The organism is Butyricicoccus pullicaecorum DSM 23266, from assembly GCF_900167005.1.
Lineage (GTDB): Bacteria > Bacillota > Clostridia > Oscillospirales > Butyricicoccaceae > Butyricicoccus > Butyricicoccus pullicaecorum.
Genome location: NZ_FUXW01000005.1, coordinates 97,408 through 110,954, shown reverse-complemented (window position 1 = coordinate 110,954; position 13,547 = coordinate 97,408). Strand labels below are relative to the sequence as shown.

Annotated in this window: 10 protein-coding genes; 8 read left to right on the top strand and 2 right to left on the bottom strand. The window is 55.3% G+C overall.

Annotated features, from left to right (window positions below; genetic code table 11):
* Window positions 1-27: 27 nt before the first annotated feature.
* The 3 genes from B5D52_RS10560 (at window position 28) to B5D52_RS10550 (ending at window position 4,685) form a co-directional block, all read left to right on the top strand.
* The gene (locus B5D52_RS10560; protein ID WP_016148603.1) at window positions 28-1,053 is read left to right on the top strand and encodes a virulence RhuM family protein; all 1,026 of its coding nucleotides are present in this window, start codon (window positions 28-30) and stop codon (window positions 1,051-1,053) included.
* Entirely contained in the window at window positions 1,050-3,203 is a 2,154-nt protein-coding gene (locus B5D52_RS10555; protein ID WP_016148604.1) for a stage V sporulation T C-terminal domain-containing protein, read from the top strand. The genes B5D52_RS10560 and B5D52_RS10555 overlap by 4 nt, the downstream gene beginning before the upstream one ends.
* 132 nt (window positions 3,204-3,335) lie before the next feature.
* The gene (locus B5D52_RS10550; protein ID WP_016148605.1) at window positions 3,336-4,685 is read left to right on the top strand and encodes a DUF1576 domain-containing protein; all 1,350 of its coding nucleotides are present in this window, start codon (window positions 3,336-3,338) and stop codon (window positions 4,683-4,685) included.
* 372 nt (window positions 4,686-5,057) lie between these two features.
* Here B5D52_RS10550 and B5D52_RS10545 read toward each other — a convergent pair whose 3' ends face one another.
* Complete coding sequence (locus tag B5D52_RS10545) at window positions 5,058-6,170, bottom strand: DUF362 domain-containing protein (protein ID WP_016148606.1); 1,113 nt, start codon at window positions 6,168-6,170, stop codon at window positions 5,058-5,060.
* A 264-nt stretch (window positions 6,171-6,434) separates the two neighbouring features.
* Between B5D52_RS10545 and B5D52_RS10540 the strand changes: the two genes are divergently transcribed.
* Window positions 6,435-7,634, top strand: a complete 1,200-nt coding sequence (locus tag B5D52_RS10540; RefSeq protein WP_016148607.1) for a coenzyme F420-0:L-glutamate ligase — start codon at window positions 6,435-6,437, stop codon at window positions 7,632-7,634.
* A gap of 359 nt (window positions 7,635-7,993) precedes the next feature.
* On the opposite strand, the gene B5D52_RS10535 is transcribed toward B5D52_RS10540, so the two are convergent.
* Window positions 7,994-8,581, bottom strand: a complete 588-nt coding sequence (locus B5D52_RS10535; RefSeq protein ID WP_016148608.1) for an ECF transporter S component — start codon at window positions 8,579-8,581, stop codon at window positions 7,994-7,996.
* Between the two features lie 176 nt (window positions 8,582-8,757).
* Here B5D52_RS10535 and spoVAC point away from each other — a divergent pair, with 176 nt between their 5' ends.
* The 4 genes from spoVAC to B5D52_RS10515 all read left to right on the top strand — a co-directional run bounded on the left by spoVAC (window position 8,758) and on the right by B5D52_RS10515 (window position 13,497).
* A complete protein-coding gene (gene spoVAC / locus B5D52_RS10530) occupies window positions 8,758-9,195 on the top strand; it encodes a stage V sporulation protein AC (RefSeq protein ID WP_016148609.1) in 438 nt (145 codons plus the stop codon).
* A 108-nt stretch (window positions 9,196-9,303) separates the two neighbouring features.
* Window positions 9,304-9,627, top strand: a complete 324-nt coding sequence (locus B5D52_RS10525; RefSeq protein WP_016148610.1) for a rhodanese-like domain-containing protein — start codon at window positions 9,304-9,306, stop codon at window positions 9,625-9,627.
* 334 nt (window positions 9,628-9,961) lie between these two features.
* Window positions 9,962-11,416, top strand: a complete 1,455-nt coding sequence (locus B5D52_RS10520) for an aminoacyl-histidine dipeptidase (protein ID WP_016148611.1) — start codon at window positions 9,962-9,964, stop codon at window positions 11,414-11,416.
* Window positions 11,417-11,604: 188 nt separating this feature from the next.
* Complete coding sequence (locus tag B5D52_RS10515; RefSeq protein WP_016148612.1) at window positions 11,605-13,497, top strand: OPT family oligopeptide transporter; 1,893 nt, start codon at window positions 11,605-11,607, stop codon at window positions 13,495-13,497.
* Window positions 13,498-13,547 lie beyond the last annotated feature (50 nt).

Genomic DNA, 13,547 nt, shown 5'->3' with positions numbered 1-13,547 from the left:
GTTTTGTGTTGATAAGAGGAGGGCATCATGGAACAATCTCCCATGCAGCAGGGTCAGATCCTGCTCTACAACAATGGCAGTGAGAAAGAGTTCGTCAACGTCGTGTTTCAGGACGAGACCTTCTGGCTGACGCAGAGTGGTATGGCCGAGCTGTTCGACTGCTCGACCGACAACATTTCTGTACACCTCAAAAACATCTATGCCGAGGAAGAGCTATCCCCCGAGGCAACTACCGAGAAAATTTCGGTAGTTCGTCAGGAGGGCTCCCGACAGGTGCGCCGTACGCTGGACCACTATAATCTCGATGCCATTATCGCCGTGGGCTATCGGGTCAACTCCAAGAAAGCCACCCGCTTCCGCCAGTGGGCAACCAAGACGCTCAAGGAGTACATCCAGAAAGGCTTTGTACTCAACGATGACATGCTCAAAAACGGTAAGCCCTTTGGTCGGGACTACTTTGATGAACTGCTCGAGCGCATCCGTGAGATCCGCGCCAGCGAGCGCCGCGCCTACCAGAAGATTGCCGATGTGTTTGAGCAGTGCAGCTATGACTACGACAAGAATAGTCAGACGACCAAGGATTTTTATGCCTTTGTGCAGAACAAGCTGCACTTTGCTGTAACCGGCAAGACCGCTGCCGAGCTGATCGCTGAGCGGGCAACACTGGACAGTCCGACCATGGGACTGACCACCTGGAAGGGTGCGCCCGACGGCAAAATTCTCAAGAGCGATACGCTGGTGGCCAAGAACTACCTCAACGAAAAAGAGCTGTCCAAGCTCAACCGACTGGTGACTATGTTCATCGACTACGCCGAACTGATGGCAGAGGACGAGCAGCTGATGAGCATGGAGGATTGGCTGCACGAAACCGACCGCTTTCTTGCAAACAATCGCCGCAATGTTCTCGATCACAAGGGACATATCTCGCGGGAGGCGGCAGTCAAAAAGGTCAGCGAGATCTATGCCGAGTTCCGCAAAAAGCAAGACGAGGAATATGTCTCGGAATTTGACCGTGTGATGGAACAATACCTGAAGGGAGGCAACCATACATGATCGAAAAATTTGACATTGCAGGCTACTGCCGAATTTCGGTCGATGACGATCTGGATCGGGACAACGTGTCCATCGAAAACCAGAAGGCGATCATTCAGGACTTTGTCAGACAGAAATTCCCGGGCAGTACTCTCACCTTCTACGAGGATCGCGACCGTTCTGGTTACACGTTCGAACAGCGCGAGGGCTATCAGGCACTGCGCAAAAAGCTGATGGGACACAAGTATGAAATCCTGATCGTCAAGGATTTTTCCCGTTTTTCGCGCCGCAACAGCCGTGGTCTGGTTGAGCTGGAAGATCTGCGTGATGCCGGCGTGCGCATCATTTCCATCGGTGACGGCATCGACTTCCCTAACGACGATGACTGGCTGAAAATCCAATTTCAGTTCCTCATCAACGAGATGCCGGTCACCGATACCAGCAAAAAGGTAAAAAATGTCATCAAGCGCCGACAGGCTGACGGCAAGTGGATCTGCGCCGCGCCCTACGGATACATCATCAACAAGCGGCAGGAGTTTGAGATCGTCCCCACCGAGGCCGACATTGTGCGCACGATCTTCCGCCTGTATAACGAGGAAGGCTGGGGTTACAAAAAAATTGCAAATTATCTGACTGAGCAAGGCATCCCGACCCCGCGCATGGCCGAGCGTGACCGCAAAGAGGCGGCTGGTGAGGAATACAAGCGTGCGGTCAAGGCATCCTGGGCGATTGTGACCGTACAGGGTATTCTGGACAACGACTTTTACATCGGCACGCTGCGTCAGGGTAAGTACACGCGCAAGAAGATCAACGGTAAGGATGTCCGGCAGGCCGAGGATGAGCAGATCGTGATCGAGAACCATCATCAAGCAATCATTGATTACCGCACGTTCGCGGTCACCCGCGCCCTGCGCGAAAAGCGCACAACCTCTCACTATCGCGGCATCAAAAAGTACGACAATGTGTACTCCGGTTTTCTGGTCTGCGGCGACTGCGGCAGTCCCATGTTTGCCATGAGCCGCAAGGATCTCAAGAGTGCGTACACCTGCGGTTCCTACCACCGTCGCGGGCGAGCGGGATGCACCTCGCATCACATCCGGACGGACAAGCTCGACGAGCTGCTCAAAAGCTACATCCGGCAGGTGATGGAGCATTCCGCGGACATGCTGGAGCGGCTCAATCAGGATCTCGCCCGTGAGCAGGAGGACGTGACCGAGACCGAGCAGAGCGCCGATCATCTGGCAGAGGTTCTGGTCGATCTGCAGAACGAGTTAAAAGCAACTAAGCGCCAGCGCATCCGCGACCTGATGAAGCACCCCGATCAGGAAGAGCTGCTGGAAGAAACCTATGATGAACTTGAGGCCGAGCTGCAAAAGAAGATTGAGGGCATTCGCCACCAGATTGATATGCTATCGGACAAGCGCAACACCATCATTCAGGTCAACCGTGCCGCCCGCACGGCGATGGATGTCTTTTCCGACATCCTGAACAAGAACCCGCTCGAGCGGAATGATCTGGAGCTTATTATCCGACAGATCAAGGTCTTTGAGGATCATCTGGAGATCGAGCTGCAGGCCGATGTCGATGCTATCCTGCGGGCAGGTACTTTGGAGGATGCCGTAAATTTTAAGAACGGCATGGAGCATATCGCGCCCGTCACCATTGTCCAGTCGTCGAACAAGCGCCCGGACAAGGTGTTTCATGCCAATGTTATCAGTGACGGCGATCCGCTGGAGATCTACACCGACCGCGACGGCGAGGTCATCTTCAAGAAATATTCGCCCATGGGCGAGCTGGGCACCTTTGCGGGCGAGCTGGCCGAGGCACTGTCGCGAACGGCTGGTCTGTCGTGCGCCATCTGTGACCGTGATGCGGTCATCGCTGCCGCGGGCGGTGCCAAAAAGGATATCTTTGAAAAGGCTATCTCGAACGACCTGGAAACCCTCATGGAGCAGCGCCACATCTACGAGCACACCGGCTCGGATGACACCCTGCACGTATCTGACAACGACCCCTATCAGGTCGTCGTCGCCGCTCCCATCATCTCCGAGGGCGATGTAACCGGCTGCGTCGCGCTCCTGTCGGACAGCACCGACATGGTGGCCACCGAGGTCGAGAGCAAACTCAGCCAGACCGCCGCCAGTTTCCTTGCGCGGCATGTAACCATGTGACCGTCAGGACTGTCTCTTGTCAGGGACAGTCCTTTTTTCCGTCCGCTATTGACGTGCCTTTTCGTATTTGTTACAATAATGCAAGAAAGCGGGGCATTTTCCCCGCATTTTTTCGCAAAAGGAGACCCTTTCATGGATTCACACGCACATGCACGCTATGAGCGGATGCCGTTCTTCCTCTGGGGCTACACCGCCCTGCTTCTGGTTGCCGGTCTGCTGCTCGGCCCGCTCTCTCAGCTGCCCGCCGGTCTGTCCAAGATCATTTTGACTGAAACCGCGCTCATCACCGACTATGTGCTCGTCGCAGGCCCCGGCCCCGCGCTGGTCAATGCCGCGCTGGTCACGGCCATCAGTATCCTCATTCTGCATTTTGCCCGCGTACCCTACAACGGTATCACGATGGTTGTCATCGGTCTGATGTCCGGTTTTTCGCTGTTCGGAAAAAATTTCCTCAACATCTGGCCCATCCTGCTCGGCGCATGGCTGTACGCCAAGAGCCGTCACGAGCCCTTTTCCAAGTACGCACCCACCGGTCTGATGGCAACCGCGCTGTCTCCAGTCGTCAGCTACTTTGTGCTCGACAACGGCTGGGGTACCCTGCCGACCGGCATCCTCGCCGGTATGATTATCGGCTTTATCCTGCCCGCCCTGTCGGCCTATACTTATAAAGTACAAAACGGCATGAACCTTTATAATGTCGGCTTTGCCTGCGGTCTGGTCGCCTTCCTGGTCGTGCCGCTCATCAGCTCACTCGGTGCGACCCCGACCACCCAGTACCGCTGGGCCACCGGCTGCACCCTGCCCTTCACCGTTCTGCTCGTCGTCCTGTGCGCCGTGCTCATCCTGTCCGGCCTGCTGCTGTGCGGTCAGCGCCCGGCGGCTGTGCTCTCGACCTATCGCCGTCTGCTGCGCACCAGCGGACGCGCTCCCAGCGATTATCTGCGCATGTTTGGTCCCGCACCCACGCTGGTCAATGCCGGTATCAACGGTCTGATCGGTTTGGCACTCATCCTCGCCATCGGCGGCGACCTCAACGGTCCCACCGTCGGCGGTATCCTCACCATCATGGGCTTTTCCGCCTTCGGTAAACACCCGGCAAACATGTTCCCGGTTATGTTCGGTGTCCTGCTTGGCAGCGTAGTCATGCACTGGTCGCTCGCGGACAGCGCCGTCCAGCTCGCCTGCCTGTTCTGCACCACCCTCGCACCCATCAGCGGCTATTTCGGCTGGCCGTATGGCGTGCTCGCTGGTTTTATCCATGCGTCGGTTGTACTCTATACCGGTTCCCCGGTCGCAGGTATGAATCTATATAATAATGGATTTTCCGGTGGTCTGGTCGCTATCGTATTGTACGCAATCATTATCGCTGTCATCCGTCACCGTCGACCGGAAATTCAGGACGAGGATTACTTCGATATCGTCACACACGATGAACCCGCAACGCCGCGCACCGCTTATCAGGTAACGGAAAAGAAGGAGTAAGGACAACCCGCCCGCAGGCGAAATGAAGCTTTCGCTCAAGCCTTTCTCGAAAGGCTTGCGGGTTCTCAGGGCAGAGCCCTGAGTCGCCCGTCGCAACGGGCGAAACTCCCCTTTGATTCCCGGTGTCCGACCCGGGAATCAATCGAAACATACAAAAAAGAAAAGACCGTCCCTTCGGACGGTCTTTTCAGAGATTGCGCACTCTGCGGAGTGCGCTTTTCTTTTTTATTTTGGTTGATTTTCGCAGAAGCGAAAATCAAAAAGGGGATTCCGCGTCCTGCGGGACGCGTCTCAGGGCTCTGCCCTGAGAACCCGCAAGCCTTTCGAGAAAGGCTTGAGCGAAAGCTTCAATATTTGGTGCGGTGCTTTCTGTTAGATCTTTACCAGTTCGTAAGTTCTGGTACCCAGTCCCAGCTTTTCCGCGTGCTCGAGTGCACTCTGCCAGTTAGTCTCCGGGTGTGCTGCATGGAAATGATCGTGATGATCGTGCTCTGCACCCTCGTCAAACAGTGCCGACTGCGGGTTTGCAGGCATTGCATTGACCGCATCTGCGCACGCCTGATCGAGTGCAACCGGGTCGAACGATGCGAACATACCGACATTGGGTACGATCGGCACATCATTTTCTGCATGGCAATCGCAGTTGGGCGAAACGTCCAGAACCAGCGAGATATGGAAGCACGGACGGCCATCAACGACCGCCTTGGTGTACTCGGCAATCTTGCGGTTGAGTACGATATTGGACTCGTCGTAATCGCACGCGATGGCATCCTGCGGGCACATGCCGATGCAGCGGCCGCAGCCGACGCACTTATTATGGTCAATGCTCGCCTTGCGGTCTGCGATGGTGATGGCACCATGCGCACACACGCGGGTACACATGCTGCATCCAACGCATCTCTTTTCATGCACGCGCGGCTTGCCTGCGTTGTGCATCTCCATCTTACCAGCACGCGAGCCACAGCCCATGCCGATATTCTTGAGCGCACCGCCAAAACCGGTGTTCTCGTGACCCTTGAAGTGGCTCAGCGAGATAAATACGTCGGCATCCATCACCGCCGTGCCGATCTTAGCTTCCTTGATGTACTCACCGCCCTCGACCGGGACGTAAACCTCATCCGTACCCTTCAGGCCGTCACCGATGATGACATGGCAGCCGGTGGACAGTGGCGAAAATCCGTTGAGATAAGCCGAATCCAGATGATCGAGCGCGTTCTTACGTCCGCCGACGTACAGGGTATTGCAGTCGGTCAGGAAGGGCTTGCCGCCGTGTGCCTTGACGTAATCTGCAACCGTCTTTGCCCAGTTCGGACGCAGAAACGCCAGATTGCCTGGCTCACCAAAGTGCATCTTGATCGCGGCGTACTTTTTATCAAAGTCAATCGTTCCCATTCCCGCCTTGTCCAGCAGTCTCCACAGCTTCTGCTGCAGGTTCTCGGTCAAGGTCGTGCGGAAATCGGCAAAATATACCTTTGAAGCTTCCATAGTCAAAAAAACTCCTCTCTCTGTCTCTTTTTCAAAAGACCTCTCGAATCAGTTTTAGTATACACCATGGAGTCTACTCCAAGTCAAGCCATCCCGCTTCCTTTTCCCGGATTTCTCCGCCGCATTGCAATACCTCGCAAAAAATGCCATTTTCTTGTGTTTTATAGTTGTCCTGACGCATAAAAAACGGTATAATAAAGAGTACCCGACGGCATAGCCGTCATAAGATGTCAAAATCTGAATCATGAAAGAGGATTGAAATTTATGGAGAGAATGATCGGTACTGTATCGTGCGGTGTACGCGCCCCTATCATCCGTGAGGGCGACGACCTAGCACAGATCGTAGTCGATTCGGTGCTGGCCGCTGCCGAAAGCGCACCGTTCACCATCGAAGACCGTGACGTGATCGCAGTCACTGAGGCAGTTGTTGCACGTGCACAGGGCAACTACGCAAGCGTACAGAACATCGCTGCTGATGTCAAGAACAAGCTGGGCGGCGGCACGGTCGGCGTGATCTTCCCCATCCTGAGCCGTAACCGTTTCGCGATCTGCCTCAAGGGTATCGCAATGGGCTGCAAGAAGGTCGTGCTGATGCTGAGCTATCCCTCTGACGAGGTCGGCAACCACCTGATCGATCTGGACGAGATGGACGAAAAGGGTGTAAACCCCTGGACCGACGTGCTGACCGAGGAGAAGTACCGCGAGCTGTTCGGCTACAAGACCCACGTATTCACCGGCGTTGACTACGTTGACTACTACAAGAAGCTCATCGAGTCGACCGGCGCTGAGGCTGAGGTCATCTTCGCAAACGACCCGCGTGCCATTCTGGAGTACACGGGGAACGTTCTGGCCTGCGACATCCACACCCGCGCACGCACCAAGCGTCTGCTCAAGAAGGCTGGCGCAGAGGTTGTCTGCACCCTGGACGACATCATGACCGCAAGCATCGACGGTTCGGGCTACAACGATCGTTTCGGCCTGCTGGGCTCCAACAAGGCAACCGAGGAGACCGTTAAGCTGTTCCCGATTCACTGCGACGAGATGGTTTCCAAGATTCATCAGATGATGGCCCTGAAGACCGGCAAGAACGTCGAAGTTATGATCTACGGCGACGGCGCATTCAAGGACCCGGTTGGCAAGATCTGGGAGCTGGCTGACCCGGTCGTCTCCCCGGCATACACCGCTGGTCTGGAAGGCACCCCGAACGAAGTCAAGCTCAAGTATCTGGCTGACAACGACTTTGCAGACCTCAAGGGTGACGAACTGAAGGAAGCAATCAAGGGCTACATCCATGAGAAGGATGAGAAGGCGCAGAGCCTCAAGGGCACCATGGTGACTCAGGGTACGACTCCCCGCCGTCTGACCGATCTGATTGGTTCGCTGGCTGACCTGACCTCTGGTTCGGGCGATAAGGGTACCCCGATCATCTACATCCAGGGTTATTTCGATAACTATACCAAGTAATTATCACCGCACCCCTAATGAAAGCTTTCGCCAGCCTTTCTCGAAAGGCTGCGGGTTCTCAGGGCAGAGCCCTGAGCCGCTCGCCGCAGCGAGCGGAACCCCCTTTTTGATTTTCGCAAAGCGAAAATCAACCAAAATAAAAAAGAAAAGCGCACTCCGCAGAGTGCGCAATCTCTGGAAAGACCAACCATCCGGTTGGTCTTTCCTTTTTTGTTTGTTTGGGTTGATTCCCGGGTCGGACACCGGGAATCAAAAGGGGTATTTCGAGCCTGCGGGCTCGACCAGGTTCCACCTGGACGGGCTCAAGGGACTCGTCCCTTGAGAATCCCGTTCTCGCCTGCGGGCGAGCTTCCGTCTCTTTAAGAATGGTGGTAGACGTGCTGGCCGAAGGTCGTTTGTTCGAGTGCACGTCTTAAAACAGGCACCAGAACCAATGCGACAACCACGCCTGCCGTTGCGTTAATGAGCGATGCGGTGATATTGGTCGTAACTGCCAGCACAGCATTGGTCACGGACGATGCGCCGAGTGCCATCTGGCCAATGATCTTACTGCCGATGTACATTGCCGAATAGCTATATGCGCCGACGATGGCTGCGACGACATTGCGCGGGAAGGATTTACCGGCAGCGCCATGCCAATGTGCAATGGTACCGCACAGGCCGGCCATAATAAAGTAGCGAATGAAGGTGATCCAAGCTTCCTTTGCATAGATGGGGTCGAGCAGGTCGAACAGTGTACAGCCGATTGCCGCCGACAGTGCACCGCGCCAGCCGCCGAGCAGCAAGGCAGCGAGGATGCAGATGCCGTTGCCGAGTTTAATACTGGTCTTACCGCCGATGGTGGGCAGGTCGATCTTGAAGAAATAGGTTGCGACGAAGACAAAGGCCGCCATCAGCGCGATCGCTACGATATCGTAGGTGCTGATTCCCTTTTTTTGCGTGTTCATGGTGTTTACCTCCCTGTTTTGTGTGATCTTTTATTGCACTAAAGTTTATCAGGGAACTGACCTCTTTTGAATAGTCAATTTTATATATTTTTATAGGGTCAGAATAAATTGCTGGCAGGTGCTCCATACTATACCGGAACTCCCAAATGACTGAAACCTGAGAGGAAGTGTCTTCCATGAAGCTGACAAAAGAAGAGTACGCCGAAATGCTGGGCAGTCAATCTCCGCCGTCCAACCTGCTGCTCGACATGGTCTGGGCGTTTGTGGTCGGTGGTCTGATCTGCACGATCGGTCAGGCGGTGTCCGAGTTTTACAAGTCCCGTGGACTGGATCAGACCGCTGTCTCGGCTGCGACCGCAATCACGCTGGTATTCCTCGGCGGACTGCTGACCGCCCTGCATCTATATGATAAGATCGCCAAAAAAGCGGGTGCGGGTACGCTGGTGCCGATCACCGGTTTTTCCAACGCCATCGTCTCCCCTGCCATGGAATTTAAGTCCGAGGGCTTTATCCTGGGTCTGGGCGCCAAGCTGTTCGCCATCGCCGGGCCGGTTCTGGTCTATGGTATTTCGGCCAGCGTCATCTATGGACTCATTCTATTTTTCATCTCCTGACGGCCGCAAATATTTTTACCATTTTGGTGTACAAAGCATTGACGGCAGCCGCGCTGCGGTGTATCATACCCCTAGATTCCCATTTTCGACAGAAAGGAAGTTTTCTCTATGGGTATGTTTCTGCAGACCTTTCACACCATCTCGCCCGAAGAGGCCAAGAAGATGATGGATGGAAAGCCGGTCACCATTCTGGATGTGCGCGAGCCGTCCGAGTACGCGACCGGTCATATTCCGGGTGCACGCAATCTGCCGGTCGGCTCCATCCGCCGCACTGCGCAGGCCGAACTGCCCGATCTGGACGCAACCATTCTGGTCTACTGTCTGACCGGTGCGCGTTCGGCGACCGCATGCACGATTTTGACCGAACTCGGCTACACTGCGGTGTACGACTTTGGCGGGATCGCACTCTGGCCGTACGAAATCGAGGACTAAAACCACATAATTTGTCGAAAAGACCGCCATGTGCGGTCTTTTTGCTGTCGTGAATAAAAAATTTTTGTTTCCTTTTGTAGAACTCGGTCTTTTCTCCGTGTTCTACTCCATCAAAAGATGACTTTTCGTTGTGTTTCTCAACATTTCGCCCGTTGTTGTTTTATGAATGTATCAGATAAAAGCGTTAAAATGTTGCGTATTTTCCTACATTTCCGTAAAATGACATTGATTTTAGTCTAAGAAAGTGTTAAAATTGTCACATCGTGATGTTTGGAAAAACCGCTTCCCAGCGATTTTCTTTGACACAATCTACTAGCAAAGGGATGTATTACGTATGACTTATAAGATTACCGGTTATCAGCCCGAGCGGCTGTTCCACTTCTTTGAGGACATCAGCGCAATCCCGCGCGGATCGTCCAACGAAAAGGCTGTCAGTGACTATCTGGTTGCCTTCGCCAAGGAGCGCGGTCTGTGGTATCATCAGGACGCGCTGCACAACGTCATCATCAAGAAGCCCGCAAGTGCAGGCGCTGAGGACAAGCCGGCTGTTATGCTCCAGGGTCATCTGGACATGGTATGTGAGAAGCTGACCGGTGTTGACCACGACTTCGAGAAGGATGGCATTGACCTGATCGTCAAGGACGGCGTGCTGACCGCAAACGGCACCACGCTGGGCGGCGACAACGGCGCAGCCGTTGCGCTCATGCTGGCAGTTCTGGACGACGATACGCTGGCACATCCGGCACTCGAGTGCGTCTTCACCACCCAGGAGGAAACCGGTCTTACCGGTGCTGCCGGTCTGGACAAGTCGCTGATCTCGGCGCGCACCATGATTAACCTGGACTCCGAGGAAGAGGGCATCGCAACCGTCAGCTGCGCTGGTGGTATGCGCTTCACCATGACCCGTCCCATCACCCGTCACGCCGCTTCGGGCAAGCTGCTGACCATCGACGTATCCGGTCTGCTGGGCGGTCACTCGGGCACCGACATCAACAAGGAGCGTCAGAACGGCATCATCCTGCTGGCGCGTCTGATTAACCGCGTGCTGCACGAGACCGGTGCACAGCTGGCTTCCTTCGCAGGCGGTTCCAAGGACAATGCAATCCCGCGTGAGGTCTGCGCAGTTCTGGTTTGCTCGGATGCCGACATCGAAAAGGCACAGTCGATTGCAGAGGCAATGGCTGCTGACTTCGCTGCCGAGCTGGTTCCCTTCGAGCCCGACTTCAAGTGCACGATCTCGATTGAGGACGGTGCAGCTGAGGTTCTGTCCGAGGCTGACGCCAAGGCATTCATCAGCGCAATCTGCCTGGCACCCAACGGCGTACGCCGCCGCAACCTCAAGCAGGACGGCTTCGTCGTAACCTCGCTCAATCTGGGCGTTGCCCGCATGGACGACACCACCGCGTCTCTGGTCTTTGCACCCCGCTCTTCGGTTGCGTCGCTGCAGAACTACACCACCGACTGCCTGTATCTGCTGGCTGAGACCTTCGGCTTTGACTGCGACATCGCAGGCGCATATCCGGGCTGGAGCTTTGCGGAAGAGTCCCCCATCCGTGACACCTTCATCGCAAGCTATCGCGAGCTGTTCGACGCAGACCTCAAGATCGAGGCAATCCATGCCGGTCTGGAGTGCGGTCTGTTCTCGGATGCACTGCCCGGTCTGGACGCGATTGCAGTCGGCCCGACCATCCGCGGATGCCACACCCCCGACGAGTATCTGCCCCTCGATTCTTTCGAGCGCTTCTACTCCCTGCTGACCGACGTGCTCTCTCGTCTGGCAAAGCACTAAAAAACCGGTCACATTTTGACTAAATCTTATGCACCTCTGCATAAATTTCCATTTCTGTCACCAAAAGGACTTTCCTTTTGACAGCTAAAATGGTATAATGACCAAGTTCGTCAAACATTTGCTGCTTCTCAGAGGCAAATTACGGCAAAACACAAAATAAAGAGGAATTTTAGAAAGGAAAAGATTCCATGCCAAACAACAAGAATGATTTCAAGCCGTATATCCCGGCCGAACGTGTTGTTCCCGAGTTTACGGTGACTTCGATCTTGATTGGCGTCCTGCTGGCCATCGTTTTCGGTGCGGCCAACGCATACCTCGGTCTGCGCGTCGGTATGACCATTTCCGCTTCCATTCCCGCGGCGGTCATCTCGATGGGTATTATCCGTATGATCCTGCGCAAGGACTCCATTCTGGAAAACAACCTGGTTCAGACCATCGGTTCTGCCGGTGAGTCCGTTGCTGCCGGTGCCATCTTCACCCTGCCCGCACTCTTCCTGTGGGCAAAGGAAGGCGTCATCGATCCCCCGAGCATGGTAACCATCTCTCTGGTTGCTCTGGTCGGCGGTCTGCTCGGTGTTGCATTCATGGTTCCGCTGCGTCAAGCCCTCATCGTTGAGGAGCACGGCACCCTGCCCTTCCCCGAGGGTACTGCTTGTGCAGAGGTTCTGCTCGCTGGCGAGCAGGGCGGCTCCAAGGCAAGCACCGTATTCGCTGGCCTGGGTATTTCTGCCTTCTACAAGTTCATTGCAGACGGCATGAAGGTATTCCCCAGCGAAGTTAACTACGACATCACCGCTTACAAGGGTGCAGCTGTCGGCGTACAGGTTCTGCCTGCACTGGCTGGCGTTGGCTACATCTGCGGTCCCAAGATCTCGAGCTACATGCTCGCTGGTTCTACCCTGAGCTGGCTGGTTCTGATGCCCGCGATCGCACTGTTCGGCGGCGACGCCATCATCTTCCCCGGCGACGTTCCGATCTCCACCCTGGCTCCCGGCGATCTGTGGGGTACTTACATCAAGTACATCGGCGCTGGCGCAGTTGCTGCCGGCGGTATCATCAGCCTGGTTAAGAACCTGCCTCTGATCGGCCGTACTTTCGCACAGGCGATGCAGAGCATGAGCAAGAACCACACCGCTTCCAAGACCCTGCGTACCGAGCAGGATCTGCCGATGCCCGCTCTGCTGGTTATGATTCTGGTTCTGGCTGTTGTCGTTTGGCTGGTTCCGGCGTTCCCGGTTAACCTGGTCGGCGCTCTGATCGTTGTTGTATTCGGTTTCTTCTTTGCAACCGTTTCCTCGCGTATGGTCGGTCTGGTCGGTTCGTCCAACAACCCGGTTTCCGGTATGGCAATCGCTACCCTGATCATCGCTACTCTGATTCTGAAGTCCACCGGCGTTACCGGCACCACCGGTATGATGGGTGCAATCTGCATCGGCGGTATCATCTGTGTTATCGCTGCAATCGCTGGCGACTGCTCGCAGGACCTCAAGACCGGCTTCATCGTCGGTGCTACCCCGAAGAAGCAGCAGATCGGTGAGATGATCGGTGTTATCGCTTCCTCTGTTGCAATCGGCGGCGTTATGTACCTGCTCGATCAGGCTTGGGGCTACGGCTCTGACCAGATCCCCGCTCCGCAGGGTACTATGATGAAGATGCTCGTTGAGGGTATCATGAACGCTCAGCTGCCGTGGGCACTGATCCTGATCGGTGTATTCGTTGCAATCGTTGTCGAGATCCTGAAGATCCCGGTAATGCCCTTCGCAGTTGGTATGTACCTGCCCTTCAGCCTGAACGCTGGCATCATGTGCGGCGGTATCGTCCGCTTCATCATGGAGCGCCGCAAGGCTCCGGAACAGGAGAAGAAGGAAGGCATCGACCGCGGTATCCTGTACACCTCCGGCCTGATCGCAGGCGAAGGTCTGATGGGTGTCGTTCTGGCAGTTCTGGCTGTCGTCGGTGTCGATAAGGTTGTCGACGTTTCCGGCTCCTTCTCGATCGGAAACATCGGTGCGCTCGTCGTATTCGTACTGCTGCTCCTCTCTCTGGTCCGCGTTTGCCTCGGCGGCAAGAAGAGCAAGTAATTTTTCACTCTGAGATACAGCATTTGCCCCGATGCAGCCCGCCCGCTTTT

Coding starts and splice junctions, on each gene's coding strand:
- B5D52_RS10560 (WP_016148603.1), top strand. CDS start 28: ATGGAACAATCTCCCATGCAGCAGGGTCAGATCCTGCTCTACAACAAT.
- B5D52_RS10555 (WP_016148604.1), top strand. CDS start 1,050: ATGATCGAAAAATTTGACATTGCAGGCTACTGCCGAATTTCGGTCGAT.
- B5D52_RS10550 (WP_016148605.1), top strand. CDS start 3,336: ATGGATTCACACGCACATGCACGCTATGAGCGGATGCCGTTCTTCCTC.
- B5D52_RS10545 (WP_016148606.1), bottom strand. CDS start 6,170: ATGGAAGCTTCAAAGGTATATTTTGCCGATTTCCGCACGACCTTGACC.
- B5D52_RS10540 (WP_016148607.1), top strand. CDS start 6,435: ATGGAGAGAATGATCGGTACTGTATCGTGCGGTGTACGCGCCCCTATC.
- B5D52_RS10535 (WP_016148608.1), bottom strand. CDS start 8,581: ATGAACACGCAAAAAAAGGGAATCAGCACCTACGATATCGTAGCGATC.
- spoVAC (WP_016148609.1), top strand. CDS start 8,758: ATGAAGCTGACAAAAGAAGAGTACGCCGAAATGCTGGGCAGTCAATCT.
- B5D52_RS10525 (WP_016148610.1), top strand. CDS start 9,304: ATGGGTATGTTTCTGCAGACCTTTCACACCATCTCGCCCGAAGAGGCC.
- B5D52_RS10520 (WP_016148611.1), top strand. CDS start 9,962: ATGACTTATAAGATTACCGGTTATCAGCCCGAGCGGCTGTTCCACTTC.
- B5D52_RS10515 (WP_016148612.1), top strand. CDS start 11,605: ATGCCAAACAACAAGAATGATTTCAAGCCGTATATCCCGGCCGAACGT.